The following is a 17,861-nucleotide window of genomic DNA, read 5'->3' as shown; positions in this document are numbered from 1 at the left end:
GGGGCTTCGCTTGGTCGGCGCCCGGCGGGCGCCCGGTTGATGCTCGGTTGATTGCTCGATTGGTGCTCGATCGGTGCTCGGTTGTCGCCTGGCCGGTCACGGGGCGGCAGCGGTGGCGCCCTGTTCTGCCAGCGTCTTCTGCAGGATCGCCGGAATCACGCCGCCGCGCCGCAGCAGCTCGACCTCCAGCCGGGTTTCCACGGCGGCCGTGGCGTCGAAGGTTTCCACCGTGCCGTCGCCGCGCACGATGCGCACGGCCACCGCGCAGCGCGGCGCGAGCCGGTCCGGCGCCGCGCTGACATGGATCCGGTCGCCGGGCCGGATGGCCAGCGTCCGCGGATGCGCGCCGGCCGGCAGGCGCAGCGGCAGGATGCCCATGCCGATCAGGTTGGAGCGGTGGATGCGCTCGAAGCTGGCCGCGATCACGGCGCGGATGCCCAGCAGGCGCTGGCCCTTGGCCGCCCAGTCGCGCGAAGACCCGGTGCCGTAGCGTTCGCCGGCCACCAGCACCACCGCGTCGCCATCCTCGGCGTAGCGCCGGGCCGCTTCGAAGACCGGCAGCACGGCGCCGCTCGGCGCGTGCACGGTATGCGCGGCCGGCGCATCGGGCTTGAGCAGGTTGACCAGCGTCTTGTTGTAGAACGCCGCGCGCACCATCACTTCCCAGTTGCCGCGCCGCGACGCGAACACGTTCAGGTCGTCGCGGTCGTCGCCGCGGCTGACCAGGAAGTCGGCGACATGGCAGTCCTTCGGGATCGCGCTGGCCGGCGAGATGTGGTCGGTGGTCACGTCGTCGCCCAGCACCAGCAGCGCATGGGCGGTGTACTCGCCCAGCTGCGTGCCCTGGTCCGCCGCGGCGAACGGCGGCCGGCGCAGCGCCGTCGAACACGCGTCCCACGGATAGCGCGGCGCCCCGGGCGACGGCAGCGCGGCCCACACCGGGTTGCGCGACGCCTCGGCGAACGCCTGCCGGTAGTCGGCGGCTTGCGTGCCGGCGGCCAGCAAGGCCGCCACCTCCTCGCGCGTGGGCCACAGGTCCTTCAGGTACACGGGCATGCCGTCCGGCGCGGTTTGCACGGGGTCCTGGCCCAGGTCGCGCGCCGCGTCGCCGGCCAGCGCGAAAGCCACCACCAGCGGCGGCGACATGATGAAGCCGAGGTCGAGGTCCGGATGCACGCGCCCCGGGAAATTGCGGTTGCCGGACAGCATGGCCACCGGGCGCGCCGCCCGCTGCGCGATGGCCTCGCGGATCGGCGCGGTCAGCGGCCCCGAGTTGCCGATGCAGGTCGTGCAGCCGAAGCCGACGATATCGAAGCCGAGCGCCGACAGATCGCCCAGCAGGCCGCTGCGCTCCAGGTAGACGGCCGCCGCCGGCGAGCCCGGCGCGAGCGAAGTCTTGACCCACGGCGCCGCCGACAACCCGAGCGCGCGCGCCTTGCGGGCCACCAGGCCCGCCGCGATCAGCAAGGCCGGGTCCGAGGTATTGGTGCAGCTCGTGATGGCCGCGATGGCCACCGGGTGGCGGGGCAGGCCACGCCCCTGCCCCGCCTGCCCCGCCTGCCCTGCCTGGTCCGGGGCAAACGGGGCAAGCGCGCGGGCGGTCTCCGTATAGGACAGCAGGTCCTGCGGCCGCCGCGGGCCGGCCACGTGCATGCGCACGGCCGACAGGTCGATGTCGAGCACGCGCGTGTAGCGCGGCGCGGCGTCCGGCTCGAACCACAGGCCGGCCCGCCTGGCATGGTCGCCGGCCAGTGCCACGCTGGCTTCGCTGCGGCCGGTGGCGCGCAGGTAGTCCAGCGTGCGCGCGTCGATGGGAAAGAAGCCAGTGGTGGCCCCGTACTCGGGCGCCATGTTGGCCACCACCGCGCGCTCTGGCGCGCTCAGCGTCGCCACGCCGGGGCCGAAGAATTCGACGAACTCGCCCGCCACGCCGATCGCGCGCAGGCGCTGCGTCACCGTCAGCGCGAGATCGGTCGCCAGCGCCCAGGGCGGCAGCGCGCCGCTGAGCCGCACGCCGATCACGTCGGGCAGGCGCTGCATCACCGGCATGCCGAACATCACGGTCTGCGCCTCCAGCCCGCCCACGCCCCAGCCGAGCACGCCGATGCCGTTGATCATCGGCGTGTGGCTGTCGGTGCCGATCAGCGTGTCGGGCACGGCCCAGGTCTGGCCGTCGCGCTGCACCGTGGTCACCACCGTGGCCAGCTGCTCGAGGTTGATCGTATGCATGATGCCGGTGCCGGGCGGGTGGATCCGCACGCCGCGCAGCGCCTTCGACGCCCAGCGCAGGAAGCTGTAGCGCTCCGCGTTGCGCCGGGCTTCTATCTCCAGGTTGACGGCCGCGGCGTCGGGCCGGGCGAACGCTTCCACGGCCAGCGAGTGGTCCACCGACACGTCCACCGGCAGCCCGGGGTTGAGCACGGCGGGATCGACGCCGGCCTCGGCCAGCGCATCGCGCATGGCGGCGATGTCGACCAGCGCCGGCGTGCTGGTGGTGTCGTGCATGAGCACGCGGCCCGGCTGGAACGCGATCTCGGCCTCGCTGGTGCCATGGTCCGGCCATGCCACGATGGCGGCGATGGCGGCATCGCGCTCGGCGCCCTCCATGTTGCGGGCGACGTTCTCCAGCAGCAGGCGCAGCACCACCGGCAGGCGCGGCAGGCGCTCGCCCAGCATCGCCGGCAGGTCGACGTAGCGGTAGGCCAGGCCGCCGGCGCTGGACTGGCCGGCAAGGGGACGGCAGGGCGTCATCAGGGCAGCGGGTGGGCAAGCTCGGCCGCGGGCGCCGGCGCCGGCGGCGCCGCCAGCGACAACTGCGCGAACAGGTTCTTCGGATCGTCCAGCGCCGGGATCAGCGCGACGCGCTCGCCGACCTGGAGGGCCGCGGCCTGGTCGCGCAGGTAGCGCAGCGCGGAGAAGTCCTCCAGCGCGAACCCGACCGAGTCGAACACCGTGATCTCCCCGGCATCGCGGCGGCCCGGCGCCTGGCCCTTGAGCACGCGCCACAGCTCGGTCACCGCGAAGTCCGCGGGCATCTGCTGCACGTCGCCCTCGATGCGGCTTTGCGGCTCGTATTCGACGAACACGCCGGCGCGGCGCAGCACGTCCGGGTGCAGCTCGGTCTTGCCGGGGCAGTCGCCGCCCACGGCATTCAGGTGCATGCCGGGCTCGAGCATCTCCGGCGTGACGATGGTCGCGTAGGCCTTGTCGGCGGTGACCGTGGTGACGATGTCGGCGCCGCGCACGGCTTCGGCCGTGCTCGCGCACACGCGGAATTCGAGCCCCGGCACGTCGGCCAGGTTGCGGCGCAGCTTGGCGGTGGCGGCGGCATCCACGTCGTAGGCCTGGATGCGGCGGATGCCCAGCAGGTGATAGAACGCCAGCGCCTGGAATTCGCTCTGCGCGCCGTTGCCGACCAGCGCCATGGTGGTGGCATCGGCCCGCGCCAGCAGGCGCGCCGCCACCACCGAGGTGGCTGCCGTGCGCAGCGCCGTGGTCAGCGTCAGCTCGCTGAGCAGCAGCGGCATGCCGGTGGCGACCTCGGCCAGCACGCCGAAGGCCATCACGGTGGGCAGGCCGATGCGCGTGTTGCCCGGATGGCCGTTGACGTACTTGAAGCTGTAAAGGCTGGCGTCGGCCGTGGGCATCAGCTCGATCACGCCGGTCGGCGAGTGGCTGGCCGAGCGGGCCGACTTGTCGAATTCCTGCCAGCGGCGGAAATCCTCCTCGATGTACCCGGCCATGCCGCGCAAGGCATGCGCGATGCCGCGCGTGGCGATGATGCGGGACACATGCTGGGTGGAAAGAAACTGCGTCATCTGTGACTCCGGTGATTGGATCTGGAAAGCTGCAAGGCAAACGCTGCAAATCGGTGCAGACCATTCTCACCGCCGTTTCACCCAAAATGAAGTGGTTATTGTGCTCACAAAATACTATCATCACGTCAAACCGAGCACAATGACTTTCATTTCGACACATGGATGACTTCGACCACAAGTTGCTGGGACTGCTGCGCGCCGATGCCAGGGCGAGCGTCGCCCTGCTGGCGCACCGGCTCGGCGTGGCGCGCACCACCATCACCAACCGGATGGCGCGCCTGGAAAAAGCGGGGGTGATCGTCGGCTATACGGTGCAGGTGCGTCCGGCCGCGCAGCGCGACACGATTGCCGCGTGGATGAGTATCGCCGTGGATGGCAACCAGGCCAGGGAGGTGATCGCCCGCCTGCTGGGCGAGCCCGGCGTGGTCGCCCTGCACGACACCAACGGGCGCTGGGACCTGCTGGCCGAAGTGCGCGCCGCCACGCTCGACGGGCTGGCCTCCGTGCTCGAGCGCGTGCGGCTGATCCGCGGTATCAGCGCCACCGAGACCAGCATCCACCTGACCAGCTACAAGGTGTCGTGAATCTGGCGTGAATCTGGCGTCGATCTGGCGTCGATCTGGCGTAAAGCGCGGCCAGCCGTTGCGGCGGCCGCGCTCAGGCGCCCGCCGGCGCGGCGCCCTCCGGCGGCGGGGTCTCGCTCGCGCCGGGCCGGCGCAGGCGGCTGGCCACGTCCAGGTGCCGGCGCATCAGTTCCGCCGCGCCCTCGCGGTTGCCGGACTCCAGCGCCACCAGGATGCCCAGGTGCTCGTGGCAGCTCACCTCCGCGCGCTCCCGGCCGTGCTTCCAGTCGTAGTTGGAAAGCCGCCGCATGCGGTTGAGCCGGCGGATCGCGTCGACGAAGAAGCGGTTGCCGGAAGCCACCGCGAGCCCTTCGTGGAACGCCGCGTTGGTCTCGAAGAACGCCACCGGCGAGGCCTCGGTCCACGGTTGCGTGAGAAATGCCGAATGCTGGATGCGCATGTGCGCGGCCCATTCGGGCGCGAGCGCGAAGGTCGGCTCCAGGATGGCGGCCGGCTCGATGACCATGCGGAAGCGATAGCCTTCGATGCGCGCCTCGCGGTGCCACATCGCATCCTGGAATTTCCAGCGGTAGCCCAGCCGCCGCTCGACGATGCCGAGGTCGGCCAGCCGCACCAGCGCCTGCTTGATGGTGGCGCGCGTCTCGCCGTAGGTCTCCATCAGGTCGCGCTCGGACACCTCGTCGGCCAGCGCGCCGCGCTGCCGGTCATGGGCGATGCGCGTGAGCAGCTGGTCCTCGCTGGCCGGCGCGGTCTCCTCGGCCTGGACCACGGGCGGCGCCGACAGCAGCGCCACGCCCTTGTTGCGCCGCCGCTCCACGAAACCCTGCGCCTCGAGCTGGTCGAGCGCCGCCCGGATCGGCGTGCGCGACACCCCCAACGACTCCGCGAGCTTCTGCTCGTTGAGGCGGTCGCCCGCCGCCAGGGCTTCGTCGCGGATCCACTGGGCGATCCGGTCCCGCAGCGCCAGGCGCGCGCGGCCCGCCGACTCGTTCGGAATATTCATTTATTTTTGTATTGCCAAAATACATTTAGAATTGTACATCACCGCCACCCACCTGCCCGGCTCGCTCGTGGTCACCTCGCGCTTGCCGCGGTGGCGGCGCCCCCTCCGCCAACGGCCAGCCGCAAGCTTAGCCGGAAAGTGGCGCACAGGCGCACAGGACAGGCGCGCAGGCGCGTGCGCGCGTTGGCCGCGCGGACGATGAAGCCGGCCGGTCATGGCCCCGGCGCTATCGCCTCGGCCATGATGCGGTCGCGGCCGGCCTGCTTGGCCTGATACAGCAGCCGGTCGGCGCGCTTCATCAGCCCGTCCGCGTCCTGCGCCTCGCCCGGCATGACGAAGGCGGTGCCGAAGCTGGCCCGGATGCTGAACCGTTCGCCGCTGTCGGCCACCAGGGGCGCCGCCGCCAGGCGCTCGCGCAGGCGCTGCGCCATGTCCAGCGCATCCTGGCACGCCGGCACGCAGGCCAGCACCGCGAATTCCTCGCCGCCGATGCGGGCCACGATGTCGCCTTCGCGCCATACCTCGCGGCTCAGCTCGGCGATCCGCCGCAGCGCGCGGTCGCCCGTGGCGTGGCCGTACTTGTCGTTGACGCGCTTGAAGTGGTCGACGTCGAACAGGGTCAGCGAGAGCAGCTGCCCGCCCGCGCGCCGTCCCGCGCCGGAGCAGGCGTCCTTCAGCCTGGTGTCGAAGGCGCCGCGGTTGAACAGCCCGGTCAGCGCATCGGTCTGCGCCATTCTCGACAGCTCGGCGATCAACTGGCGGCGCTCCTGCTCCAGCCGGGCCCGCTCGACGGCGTTGCCGCGCAACACCTGCACGGCGTCGAACAGCTCGCGGATCTCGCCGCGATAGGGATAGGGCCTGGACGACAGCGCCACGGCGAGATCGCCGGCCGCGATGGCGCGGATGGCGCGGGCGGCGTCCGCGAACGGCCGCACCACCTGCCGGCGGAACAGCCACACGCCCAGGCACAGGAACACGATCATCCCCGCCAGGATGGCCACGATGCCGCCCAGCCACGCCAGCCTGGTATCGCGCTGTGCCTGCACCTGCCGCTCGACCAGGGTGAGGATCTCGTCGCGAAAGCGCGTGATCGAGCCCATCGTGGGCACATAGTGCTGGACGAACTCGCCAGTCGAGACGCCCGCCTCGCCGGGCAGGCTCGCCAGCGCGTGCACGCGGGAGAAATAGTCCAGGCCCGCGCCGAAGTACTGCCGCTCCACCACCTGGAAGGCCCCCTGCGGCAGCGCCTGGTCGTTCAGCACGCGCGGCTGGAGCAGCGCGCGCAGTTGCGCGATGGTGCCCAGCGTGCGCTCGATGGCGAACTGCTCGGTGCTGTTGAGCTGCCGGTTGGTGCCCAGCGCCGGCGTGAGCTGCGAGCCGAGCAGCCCGGCCTGCTCGCGCAGCAAGGCCGCGAGCCGGGCCGCCAGCAGGCGGCTGAGCGCGCCGGGCACGCCGCGGTCCACCTTGGCGGCGCTGACGTCGGCGATGGCCGTCAGGGGCGGCATCACCCGGATCATGCCTTGCACCGCGCGATGCAGCGCCTCGCCGGTGCGCTGGCCGTGCGGCTGGCGCAGCAGGCCGTCGATGTCGGCGCGCGCCATGACGAGGTCGGCGCGCGCCCGCAGCACCGTGTCGCGTTCGCCGAGGCAGTTGCGGCACGCCGGCGCCTCGAGCAGGACCAGCAGCTCGGCGATGCGCCGGTCACTTTCCGCGCGCGCGGCCAGCAGCGCCTGCTCGCGCGCCTGCGGCAGCGGCAGCGCCTCGCCCAGGGCCGCGTTGCTGGGGCCGCGTTCGACCGAGACTTTCTCCATCGCGAGCAGGATCGCGCGAAAGATGCGCAGGTCGGCGACCGCACCGTCGGCATTCGCATAGGCGGACCACTGATATTGAAACAGCCAGCCGGACAGCGTCAGCAAGACGAGGCCCAGAGTGGCGGCAAGCAGCGCAAAGCGGCGTTCCAGCGGAGAAGCTGGCAAGGGGATCTTTAGCATCGTGGGCGGGGCACTGCCGGGGCCGGCGCAAGCGCTGCGCGCAGCGCCGGTCCGGGGCTTCGTGGCGTGTCGAGGTCGCGCGGCGCCCGCATGCGGGCGTTGCCGCCCGGCGGGCCGCAATGTCGAAAATCCTCGGAACAAGGACTGCATTCTAGCGGGCGCGGTCCCCGCGGTGTTGCGGATGTCGCCCTCGCGCCCACCGGTGTGCGGTGCCCCGGACATGCTTCCCGCATGAGAAAAGTGTCTCTTCAGCCTCCCATCACGGGGAATGCCCCCGGCTCCCCCGCCTCCCCGGCACCCATGCGAGGCGCGCCGGGCGCACGGGTCAGCGCCCGCCGGCCTGCGCCCGCACCCAGCCCGCCGCCTTCTCGGCCATCATCAGGGTGGGACTGTTGGTGTTGCCGCTGGTGATCGACGGCATCGCGCTGGCGTCGACCACGCGCAGGCCGGCCACGCGGCCGCCCCGGCCGTCGCGCACCCGCATCCGGCTGTCCAGCACGGCCATGGGGTTGTCGTCGTGGCCCATCGCCGCGGTGCCCACCGGATGGAAGATGGTGGTGGCGATGTCGCCGGCCAGCCGGGCCAGATCCTCGTCGGTCCGGTATTGCGGGCCGGGCTTGTATTCCTGCGGGCGGTACCGGGCCAGCGCCGGCTGCCCGACGATGCGGCGGGTCACGCGCAGCGAGTCCGCCGCCACCCTGCGGTCCTCGTCGGTGGACAGGTAGTTCGGCGCAATGGCCGGCGCCTGGCGGAAATCCCCGCTGCGGATGCGCACGGTGCCGCGGCTGGTGGGGTTCAGGTTGCAGACGCTGGCCGTGAAGGCCGGGAAGGCATGCAGCGGCTCGCCGAACGCCTCCAGCGACAGCGGCTGGACGTGGTACTGGATATTGGGCCAGGCATGGTCCGGCGAGCTGCGCGTGAAGGCGCCCAGCTGCGAGGGGGCCATGCTCATGGGGCCGCTGCGCGACAGCAGGTATTGCAGGCCGATGCGCGCCTTGCCCCACCGGCTGGACGCCAGCACGTTGAGGGTGGCCGCGCCCTCGATGCGGTACACGGCGCGGATCTGCAGATGATCCTGCAGGTTCCCGCCCACGCCGGGCAGGTCGGCCAGCACCTCGATGCCGTGTTCGCGCAGCAACGCGGCCGGCCCCAGGCCCGAGAGCTGCAGGATCTGCGGCGAGCCGATGCTGCCCGCGCACAGGATCACCTCGCGCGCGGCGCGTGCGGTGACCATCTGCTTGCCGTCCCACACGCGCGCGCCGGTGCAGCGCAGGCTGCCGTCCGGCCGCCGCTCCACCAGCAGGCGCGCGACCTGCGCGCCGGTCCACAGCGTGAAGTTGGGCCGGCCGTGGCAGGCGGGCCGCAGGAACGCCTTGGCGGTGTTCCAGCGCCAGCCGGCTTTCTGGTTGACCTGGAAGTAGCCCACGCCCTCGTTGTCGCCGCGGTTGAAATCGCCGGTGTGCGGCACGCCGGCCTGCGCCGCGGCTTCGGCGAAGGCGTCGAGGATGTCCCAGCGCAGGCGCTGCCTTTCCACCCGCCACTCGCCGCCGTGGCCGTGGTACGCGGCGAACGCCGCGTCGGCCTCCGGGGTGTCGCCCAGGTAGTGGTCCTCGTGCTGGCGGAAGGCCGGCAGCACGTTGTCCCAGCGCCAGGTGTCGTCGCCGGTGAGCCGCGCCCACTGCTCGTAGTCGCGCGACTGCCCGCGCATGTAGATCATGCCGTTGATGCTCGAGCAGCCGCCCAGCGTCTTGCCGCGCGGATAGCGCAGCCGCCGGCCGTTGAGGCCCGCGTCCGGCTCGGTATGGTAGAGCCAGTCGGTGCGCGGGTTGCCGATGCAATACAGATAGCCGACCGGAATGTGGATCCAGTGATAGTCGTCCTTGCCGCCGGCTTCGATGAGCAGCACGCGCCGGCCGCGGTCCGCGCTGAGCCGGTTGGCCATCAGCGCGCCGGCGGTGCCGGCGCCGATGACGATGTAGTCGAAGGTGGAATCGGTGCGGTGGGTCACGACGCTGTCTCCGGATGGCAGCTTTATTTGCCGCGCTAAAATCGTTATGTCGGTGCGTGTAGTTTCCTCCCGCGATATCCCGAAATCCATTGAGTTTCGGCAATCTGAGATATAGGTTTAGCAAATATGAATCCGGCCAATCTGGATCTGCAGACGCTTCGGGTATTCGTCGCGGTGGCGCGCGAGGGCAACGTCTCCAAGGCGGCCGGACAGATGCACCGCTCGCAGCCGGCGGTCAGCCTCCAGCTCAAGCGCATGGCGGAGATCACGGGCCTGACGCTGTTTCACCGCACCGCCCACGGCCTGGTGTTGAGCGCGGACGGCGCCGCGCTGCTGCCGCAGGCAGAGCGCGCCTTGCATGCGGTCCAGGACCTCGCCAATGCCGTGAGCCGGCTGCACGGCACGGTGCGCGGCAAGCTGCGCATCGGCACCATCCTCGAGCCCTCGTTCATCCGCCTGGGCGACTGGCTCGGGCAACTGGTCCGGTCGGCGCCGCAGATCGAGACCGAACTGCGCCACGGCATGAGCGGCAGCGTGATGGCCCAGCTGCAACAGGGCAGCCTCGATGCCTGCTTCTACCTGAGCCCCGACCGGGAAGCCACGCACCAGCTGCAGCCGGACCTGATGGTGCGCACGCTGACGCGCTTCGAATACCGGGTGGTCGCCCCGGCCGGCTGGGGGCCGCAGGTCGCCGGCTGCGACTGGGAGACCCTGGCCGCCCTGCCCTGGCTGGCGACGCCGCCGGAATCCGTGCATTCGCGCCTGCTGGCGGGCATCTTCGGCCCGCGCGGACTGGCGCCGCGCCGCACCGCGCTGGTGGACCAGGAGCCGTCCATGCTGGATCTCATCAAATCGGGGGTCGGGCTCAGCCTGGTGCGCGACGCCACCGCCATGCGCGAAAGCCAGACCTCGGGACTCGCCGTGGCGGACCGGGTGCGCATCGGCTGCGAGCTGCAATTCGTCTGCCTGGCGTCCCGGCTGCAGGAGCCCCTGATCGTGGAGGCGCTGGGCGCGCTGAACCGGGTGTGGCTGGATTGACGCACGGGGCCCGCGCTCCGTGGCGCCTCGCCCGCCGCTTCACCCATATGTGGCGCGCACGGCGGCGAAGGCCGCGCTCACCACCGGGTCCTCCATGCGCCGGGCCAGCGCGATGAACGAGAGATCCGCGGTCAGCGTGAGCGCCTGCGCCACCACCAGCCCGTGCGACTGGGCGACGCGCAGCGCCACCGAATCGCGGGCCAGCGAGAGGCCGACGCCCGACACCACCAGGTCCACCATCGACGCCTCCAGGTCCACTTCGGCCGCCACCAGCGGACGCACGCCCAGCTCGCCGAACTTGCGGCTCAGCATGCGGTGATGGGTCGAATGCTCGTGCGTCCAGACCCACGGCAGCAGCGCCACCTCGGCCCAGCTCTTGCCGGCCACCCGCGCATCCCAGCCGCGCGGCGCGATGACGTAGTAGTGGATGGCGCGCAGCTTGAGCGCGCAGATGTCGTCGCCCGAGCCGACCTCGCCCGGCGGGCCGAGGTAGAACGCCGCGTCCAGCGCGCCGCCGCGAACCTGGCTCAGGACCCAGCCCGACATGCCATGGCGCAGCCGCGGCTGCACGTTCGGATGATGCGCCACCAGGTACTGCAGGCAGGCGCCCAGGCGGATGACCTCGGGGTTGAGGATGGTGCCCAGGCCCAGCGTCCCGTAGGCGGCGCTGCGCATGGCCTCGGCGGCGCGGCCGAATTCCTCCACGGCCTCCAGGATCTTGCGCGCGGCCGGCACCAGCGCCTGGCCCTGCGGGCTGAGCATGAGCCCGCGCCCGGTGCGCACGAACAGGGTCACCTGCAGCAACTCCTGCAGGCTCTTGATCTGCATGCTCACCGCCGGTTGCGTCAGATGCAGGCTTTCGGCCGCGCGGGTGAGATTGCCCTCACGCGCGATCGCCTCGAAGGCGCGTAAGTGCTGTAGGTCCACGGGCGTTCCCATGTGGGCGGGGGGTTGGAAGTCGTTGCAAGAAAATCCCGGCGCCGTTGCGCGGCACGGCAAGCAAGCCCGCGCTGGCCAGGACCCCTGCGTGCCATTCTGAAACAACTTCCCGGCCCTGCAAACCCGGGCATCCCCCATCAGGCGGAGGCGGAGGCGGAGGCGGCTAGCCGGCCGCCGCCAGGACCCGCCGCGCCTGCTCGATGATCGGCGCATCCACCAGCCGGCCATCGACCTTGACCGCCGCCCCGCCGGCGCCGGCTGCCGCCTCGACCACGCGGCGCGCCCATTCGCATTCGGCCGCCGGCGGCAGGAAGCCCCGGTTGACGGCGTCGATCTGGGTAGGATGGACGCACAGCTTCGCGCCGAAGCCGAAGCGCTTGGCGCGCCCGATCTCCTGCTCCAGCCGCCCGGGATCGTCCAGCGCCAGGCACACGCCATCCACCGGCGGCGGCAATCCGGCCAGCCGCGAGTGCAGCGCCAGCTGCGAGCGGAAATGATGGAGTGGCGCATCGTCGTCGGGCAGCCCGATGTCGAGCATCAGGTCGGCCGCGCCCAGCATCAGCCTGCGCACGCCGGGCGTGCGGGCGATGTCGGCCAGATGCAGGAAGCCCGCGGCCGACTCGACCAGCAGGTAAAGCGCGCGCGCCGTCCCCACCGCCCGCGCCAGGGCCGCCAGCACGACCAGGTCGTCCGGCTTGGGCACCACCACGCCGTGGACCGGCAGGCCGGCGCAGGCCTGCACGTCCTGCGCATGCCATGCGCTGCCGTGGGCATTGATCCGCACCAGCAGCTCGCAGCCCGCGCTGTCGCACAAGGCCCGCAGGGCCGCGGCCTCGGCCGCGAAGACGGCGCGCGCGCGCTCCTTGTCGGGCGGCGCCACGGCGTCCTCGAGGTCGACGATCACGGCATGCGCGCCGCTGGCGGCCGCCTTGGGGAAACGCTGCGGCTGCGTGGCGGGGACAAACAGGAAGGAATGCTGGGCCGGCATGTCTGTGCGCTACTCCACGGTGATGTGGGCGGACTTGATGAGTTCGCCCCACTTGACGATTTCCGAATCGATGAAGCGGCTCCAGTCGGCCGCGCCCCGGGGATCGGGCAACAGGCCGCGCGAGAGCATCTGCTCGCGCACCGCCGGATCGTTGACGATGGCGCGGGTGTCCTCGCCGATGCGGTCGATGACGGCCTGCGGCGTGCCCCTGGGCACGGCCAGCCCGCCCCAGCTCACCGCCTCGAAGCCGGGATAGCCCGATTCGGCGATGGTGGGCACGTTCGGCAACTGGGGCATGCGCTGCGCGCTGGCCACGGCGATGGGGCGCAGCGCGCCTGCCTTGATCTGCGGCAGCGCCGAGGCCACGCTGTCGAACAGCAGCCCGACCTGGCCTCCCAGCAGGTCCTGCATGGCCGGCCCGCTTCCCTTGTACGGCACGTTGATGACCTGCAGGCCCGCCCGGAAGCGGAACAGCTCGGCCGAAAGATGCTGCGTGGTGCCCGGCGGCCCGCCGATGGCGATGGCCAGCTTGCCCGGCTCCTTGCGCGCCGCCGCCACGACGTCGGCCAGCGAATGGTATGGCGAGGCATTGCCCGCCACCAGCATGATCGGCGCCAGGTAGATGCCGCCCACCGTATCGAAATTCTCGCGCGGATCGTAAGGCAGCTTGGGATAGAGGCCGGGGTTGATGGCCATGGTCGACGACGGCGCCACGATGATGGTGTAGCCGTCCGGGGCGGCGGTCTTGCCCGCGATCATGGCGGGCAGGCCGCTGCCGCCGGGCCGGTTGTCGACGACGACCGCCTGCTTCCAGCGCTGCGCCAGCCGGTCGCCCAGCAGCCGCGCCGAGATGTCGAGGGCGTTGCCGGGCGGCGTCGGCACCAGCAGCCTGACCGGCTTGTCGGGCCACGTCTGCGCGTGCGCCGCCCACTGGCCGAGCGGCGCGACAAGCGCGGCGGCGGCGGCCCGCATGAACCTGCGTCTTTCCATGGTTTGTCTCCTGATGCGTTTTATTTGTCCTGGCGCCGCCGCGCGGCGGTGTTACATGATCCCGGCCTCCCGCATGGCATCGAGTTCGCCGGCGCTCATGCCGAGCAGTTCCTGGAAGACCGCTGCGTTGTGTTCCCCCAGCGCCGGGCCCAGCCAGTTGATCCCGCCCGGCGTCGCGGACAGCTTGGGGATGACGTTCTGCACGGCCACCGGACCCGCGCGCGACGGCACCGTCTTGATGTTCTCGCGCAGCGCGTACTGCGGGTCCTCGAAGATGTCGGCCACGCTGTACAGCGTGGCCGCGGGCACGCCGCCCGCGTCGCATTGCGCGAGCAGGTCGGCGCAATCGACCGACGCGGCCCAGGACGCCACGCGCGCATTGACCGCCGCGCGCTGCGCCAGGCGGCGCTCGACCGGGCCCCAGCGCTCGGGCTCCGCCAGTTCCGGCTCGCCCATGACCACCGCCAGCCGCGCGAAGATCTTGTCGTTGGTGCAGGCGATGGCCACCCATTTGCCATCGCGGGTCTGGTAGTGGCTGTGCGGCACCACGTTCACCGTGTCCGCGCCCTGCCGCTCGCGCACGACGCCGGTCTGCTGGTAGACCGGCACCATCTCGTCCAGGACCCGGAACATGGACTCGTAGAGCGCGAGATCGACCACCTGGCCCACGCCCGTGCGCTCCCGCGCGCGCAGCGCCAGCAGCACCCCGACGGCGCCATACAAGCCCGAGCCGTAGTCGGCAAGCGACGTGGACCCCGGCGTGACCGGCGTGCGGCCCGGCTCGCCGGCGAGATAGGCGAGCCCCGAGAAAGCGTGCGCCACCCGCGCGAAACCCGGCCGGCCGCGGTACGGGCCTTCCTGGCCGTACGCCGAGATGCGGACCAGGATGGCGCGCGGGTTGAGCCGCTGGATCTCCTCCCACGGCAGGCCCCAGCGCTCCAGCACCCCGGGCCGGTAGTTCTCCACGATCACGTCGCTGCACGCCGCCAGGCGCTTGAGGACCTCCTGCCCCTTGGGGTCGCGCAGATTGAGCGTCACGCACTTTTTGTTGCGGCTCTCGTTGAGCCACATCAAGGTGTCGCCGCAGGCGGTGTGCGTGCCGAAGCGCCGCAGCGAATCCCCCGTTCCGGGCGGCTCCACCTTGATCACCTCGGCGCCGAATTCCGCCAGGATGGTCGTGCAAAACGGGCCAGCGACGAACGTGCCGAGATCGAGGACCCGAATGCCATCCAGCGCCTGTGCCTGGTTCTTCTGGGATGTCTGCTCTGTCATGTGTTCTGTCTTGTTCCCTGTCTCACCCGCAAGCCCTGCGGTTGGCAGGATTCTAGGTAGCGGTATCAAGGCAGTCCAATGACATTCCATGAATAGCTTTATCAACGATGCTTAAGAAGCCGTCGATACACGGCGCCGGCATGCCGTCGAGGGACGAGGGGCGGACCGGGGAGCGTAGCGGCCGCGTGTCCGGGATGCGATGCAGGGGAGAATAGTCGACACCGTGCTTGCCGACGATCCGCGGCGCACGGCGCCTGGGCCAGGTTCCCGCCGCGCGCGAGGCGCGGCGAACCTGACCCGCCTTCATTGCGCCGTCAGAACTTCTGCCGGATACCCAGCAGCACGCCGGTCTGGTTCTTGCCCGGCACGGTCGAGCCGAAGCCGCCGGTGCCCAGGTCGGAGCCATCCTTGTTGCGCGTGTAGACCACGTTCAGGTAGACGTCCGTGCGGCGCGAGAACGAATAGTCCGCCGACACGATGAACAGCCACGGATCGGCGCCGGAGGCGCGGAAGTCCTGGTAGTAGGCGGCACCCGTCACCGACCATGCCGAGGTGATGTCCCACTGCACGCCCGCCCAGTACAGGTTCGAGGTCTGGTTCAGGGGCGCCGTCATGGTGCGTCCGTAGCGGTAGCCCAGGTAGGTCTTGGTGGGCCCGATGACGTAGGTGCCGACCAGTGCCGTCTTGCGCGTCTTGTCGCTCTCGGTCGCCACGGTGTCGCCGTTCTGCTCGTCGTAGACGGCGGCCACGGCCAGCGGCCCGCTCTCGTAGGCGAGGCTGGCGCCGTATTCGCGACCGACCTTGAAATGTCCCGGCACTTCGCCATTGGTGCCGGCGGTGCCGTCCGCGCCGAAGCTGTACAGCAGCTTGGCCGTCACCGGGCCGAACTTGCCCGTGTACTTGAGCGAATTGTCCGCGCGCGACTGGAAGACATCGTCCTGCACCCCGATCGAGTAGCGCGTGGAAATGCCCATCGGATCGTACTGGACGCCGATGTCGTACATCGGCGTGTTGTGCCGGCCCAGCGTCAGCGAGCCATAGGCGGTATCCAGCCCCACCCATGCCTGGCGCCCGAACAGCCGGCCGCTCTGCCCGCTCTTGCCGTCGTCGACGTTGTAGCCGCTTTCCAGCGCGAAGATGGCCCGCATGCCGCCGCCGAGGTCTTCCGCCCCGCGCAGCCCCCAGCGCGAGCCGGACAGGTTGCCCGACTGCATCCGCACCACGCTGTCGCCGGCGCCCTTCTGATGATTGGCAAATTCCACGCCGACGTCGGCCACCCCATACAGCGTCACCGACGACTGCGCGAACGCGCCGCTGCCAAGCAGCCCCGCAAAGGCTGCCACCACCAACTTGTCTTTCTTCATGCTCTCGGTTTCCCCTCGTTGTAAAAATCGAGTGCCGGTCTGGCTCGTGCCGGCGTGTGCAAGCCCCTGTCCGGCGCAAGCCACACCGCGCCGGTGAGACCCCGGCGTCATGTGTTTTTTTGCGTGACAGGATGTTCTATTCAGAGGACAAGGACGCACGAAGGAAACTGGCATGCGCCCCAAACGGCTCATGCCGGCATCCCAGTCCCCCGCAATGTCGTGATTTCGTCAATTGACGCGTCCATTGTTTCAGCGAGTGACGCCAATATGAAGTGTCTATTGTGAAAACAAAATACTATAAATACTGCATTTCGAGCGCGGGACGCTACGAAATGACAGGTCGGGAGGGGAATGAAGGGCAGGAAGGGAGGGCCGCCACGGGGCGCCGGCAAGAATCCCGGCGGGAGCGCCATCTGATGTCTTTACATTGCCGCAGGGGAAATGTCGCGCGCCGGGGCGCCGGTGGCGGCTTGCCGGGGTCCGGGCTGCGCGGCGGCGGGCGCCGGCAACATCGGTGAAGTATCCATTGATTTTTTTATAACGACAAAATACACTTCTTCGCAGCACAACCCACAGCACACCGCTGTTACACCATAGCGACAGCGCCGGACCCGCCGACGCTGCCGCGATACCCGACTCCGAGAACGCTCCCATGCCCAGCCGTCCCGACCATCCCGACTTCCATGACACTGTTCCCCACTGCCCGCTGATCGAGGTCAGCGGCGCGCCGCGCGAACGCGGCCGGCAATATGGCGAGCAGGCCGCGGCGCGCATCAAGCGCGGCATCGAGCACTATGCGCGGCAACTGGAAAGCAACAAGCTGGGCTGGCCCGAGCTGCGCAAGATCGTGGCGACCTTCGAGCCCACCATTGCCGCGTTCGACGCGACCTATATCGAGGAAATGCAGGGCATCGCCGAAGGCGCGCAGGTGGAGTACGCCGCCATCGTCATGCTCAACGCGCGCACCGAGGTGCTCAAGCTGGCCGACCGCATGCGCAACCAGCAGCCGGTGCCGCTGGACCCGGACGGCTGCACCGGCGTGGTGGCGCTGCCCGGCGCCACCGCCAGCGGCCGCGTCATCCACGCCCAGAACTGGGACTGGAAGGCGGAATGCGCCGAATCGTCGGTCGTGCTCAAGGTGCACCGCGAAGACGGCCCCGACTACCTCACCTTCACCGAAGCCGGCGCGCTGGCCCGCTCGGGCATGAACGCGGCCGGCATCTCGATCACCGCCAACTACCTCGAGTGCGAGCGCGACTACCGCACGCTCGGCGTGCCGCTGGCGTTGATCCGCCGCAAGGTGCTGGAGCAGCGGCGCCTGGCCTTCGCCATGCAGTCGGTGTACGTGACCGCCAAGTCGGCGGCCAACAATATGATGGTGGCGCACGCCGGCGGCGTGGCCATCGACTTCGAGTGCGCGCCCGACGAGACCTTCCAGGTGCTGCCCGAGCGCGGCGTGATCGTGCACGCCAACCACTGGCAAAGCCCGGTGGCGCTGTCCAAGCTGCGCGACCTCGGCATCCAGAAGATGCCGGACTCGCTCTACCGCGACGAACGCGTGCGCCAGCTGGTGCAGCCGCATATCGGCAACATCACCGTGGACACCATCAAGCGCGCGCTGTTCGACGATTTCGAAACCCCGTATTCGGTGTGCCGCCCGCCGCGCCCGAACGCGAGCAACAACCTGTCGGCCACGGTGGCGATGATCGTGATGGAGCCGGAACTGGGCGTGATGGAGGTATCGATGCTGCCTGCGCTGCATCCCGCCTTCGCCACCTTCACTCTGGACATGGAAATTCAACCGCCGCGCGCGGATGGCGCGGCCCCCGCCCACCGGCGGGCAGTCGCCGCCTGAGGCGGCCGGAG

General features: G+C 70.4%; 13 protein-coding genes. 3 read left to right on the top strand and 10 right to left on the bottom strand.

Annotated features, from left to right (window positions below; all coding sequences use genetic code 11):
• Positions 1-96: 96 nt before the first annotated feature.
• Both acnA and ACKI2N_RS25035 read right to left on the bottom strand, forming a co-directional pair.
• A complete protein-coding gene (gene acnA / locus ACKI2N_RS25040) occupies positions 97-2,751 on the bottom strand; it encodes an aconitate hydratase AcnA (protein ID WP_420991489.1) in 2,655 nt (884 codons plus the stop codon).
• Positions 2,751-3,818 (bottom strand): ornithine cyclodeaminase, encoded by a 1,068-nt coding sequence (locus tag ACKI2N_RS25035; protein ID WP_420991488.1) that lies wholly within the window; start codon positions 3,816-3,818, stop codon positions 2,751-2,753. Before ACKI2N_RS25035 ends, acnA begins: the two co-directional genes overlap by 1 nt.
• 158 nt (positions 3,819-3,976) lie before the next feature.
• Here ACKI2N_RS25035 and ACKI2N_RS25030 point away from each other — a divergent pair, with 158 nt between their 5' ends.
• On the top strand, positions 3,977-4,402 hold the full coding sequence (locus ACKI2N_RS25030) for an Lrp/AsnC family transcriptional regulator (protein WP_420991487.1): 426 nt from the start codon (positions 3,977-3,979) through the stop codon (positions 4,400-4,402).
• 73 nt (positions 4,403-4,475) lie between these two features.
• Here the strand turns inward: ACKI2N_RS25030 and ACKI2N_RS25025 are convergent, their stop codons facing one another.
• From ACKI2N_RS25025 to ACKI2N_RS25015, 3 genes are all read right to left on the bottom strand, one after another.
• The gene (locus ACKI2N_RS25025; protein WP_420991486.1) at positions 4,476-5,405 is read right to left on the bottom strand and encodes a GntR family transcriptional regulator; all 930 of its coding nucleotides are present in this window, start codon (positions 5,403-5,405) and stop codon (positions 4,476-4,478) included.
• 212 nt (positions 5,406-5,617) lie between these two features.
• Complete coding sequence (locus ACKI2N_RS25020; protein WP_420991485.1) at positions 5,618-7,381, bottom strand: GGDEF domain-containing protein; 1,764 nt, start codon at positions 7,379-7,381, stop codon at positions 5,618-5,620.
• A gap of 340 nt (positions 7,382-7,721) precedes the next feature.
• Positions 7,722-9,338, bottom strand: a complete 1,617-nt coding sequence (locus tag ACKI2N_RS25015; protein WP_426990961.1) for a GMC family oxidoreductase — start codon at positions 9,336-9,338, stop codon at positions 7,722-7,724.
• A gap of 192 nt (positions 9,339-9,530) precedes the next feature.
• Between ACKI2N_RS25015 and ACKI2N_RS25010 the strand changes: the two genes are divergently transcribed.
• A complete protein-coding gene (locus ACKI2N_RS25010) occupies positions 9,531-10,442 on the top strand; it encodes a LysR substrate-binding domain-containing protein (protein ID WP_420991483.1) in 912 nt (303 codons plus the stop codon).
• A gap of 39 nt (positions 10,443-10,481) precedes the next feature.
• Here ACKI2N_RS25010 and ACKI2N_RS25005 read toward each other — a convergent pair whose 3' ends face one another.
• The 5 genes from ACKI2N_RS25005 to ACKI2N_RS24985 form a co-directional block, all read right to left on the bottom strand.
• Positions 10,482-11,369, bottom strand: coding sequence for a LysR family transcriptional regulator (locus ACKI2N_RS25005; RefSeq protein ID WP_420991482.1), 888 nt, complete (start codon positions 11,367-11,369; stop codon positions 10,482-10,484).
• A gap of 175 nt (positions 11,370-11,544) precedes the next feature.
• A complete protein-coding gene (locus tag ACKI2N_RS25000) occupies positions 11,545-12,369 on the bottom strand; it encodes an HpcH/HpaI aldolase/citrate lyase family protein (RefSeq protein ID WP_420991481.1) in 825 nt (274 codons plus the stop codon).
• Between the two features lie 9 nt (positions 12,370-12,378).
• Positions 12,379-13,359: a Bug family tripartite tricarboxylate transporter substrate binding protein gene (locus tag ACKI2N_RS24995; RefSeq protein ID WP_420991480.1), complete on the bottom strand. Its 981-nt coding sequence runs from the start codon at positions 13,357-13,359 to the stop codon at positions 12,379-12,381.
• A gap of 51 nt (positions 13,360-13,410) precedes the next feature.
• Positions 13,411-14,631 carry a CaiB/BaiF CoA transferase family protein gene (locus tag ACKI2N_RS24990; protein ID WP_420991479.1) on the bottom strand — a complete coding sequence of 407 codons (1,221 nt, stop codon included), beginning with the start codon at positions 14,629-14,631 and terminating at the stop codon, positions 13,411-13,413.
• A gap of 314 nt (positions 14,632-14,945) precedes the next feature.
• Complete coding sequence (locus ACKI2N_RS24985) at positions 14,946-15,995, bottom strand: porin (RefSeq protein WP_420991477.1); 1,050 nt, start codon at positions 15,993-15,995, stop codon at positions 14,946-14,948.
• 652 nt (positions 15,996-16,647) lie between these two features.
• On the opposite strand from ACKI2N_RS24985, the gene ACKI2N_RS24980 reads away from it, so the two are divergent.
• The gene (locus ACKI2N_RS24980; protein ID WP_420991476.1) at positions 16,648-17,850 is read left to right on the top strand and encodes a C45 family autoproteolytic acyltransferase/hydolase; all 1,203 of its coding nucleotides are present in this window, start codon (positions 16,648-16,650) and stop codon (positions 17,848-17,850) included.
• Positions 17,851-17,861 lie beyond the last annotated feature (11 nt).

The sequence above is a fragment of the Cupriavidus sp. 30B13 genome (assembly GCF_049059565.2).
GTDB lineage: Bacteria > Pseudomonadota > Gammaproteobacteria > Burkholderiales > Burkholderiaceae > Cupriavidus.
This window is presented reverse-complemented; position numbering and strand designations above follow the sequence as displayed.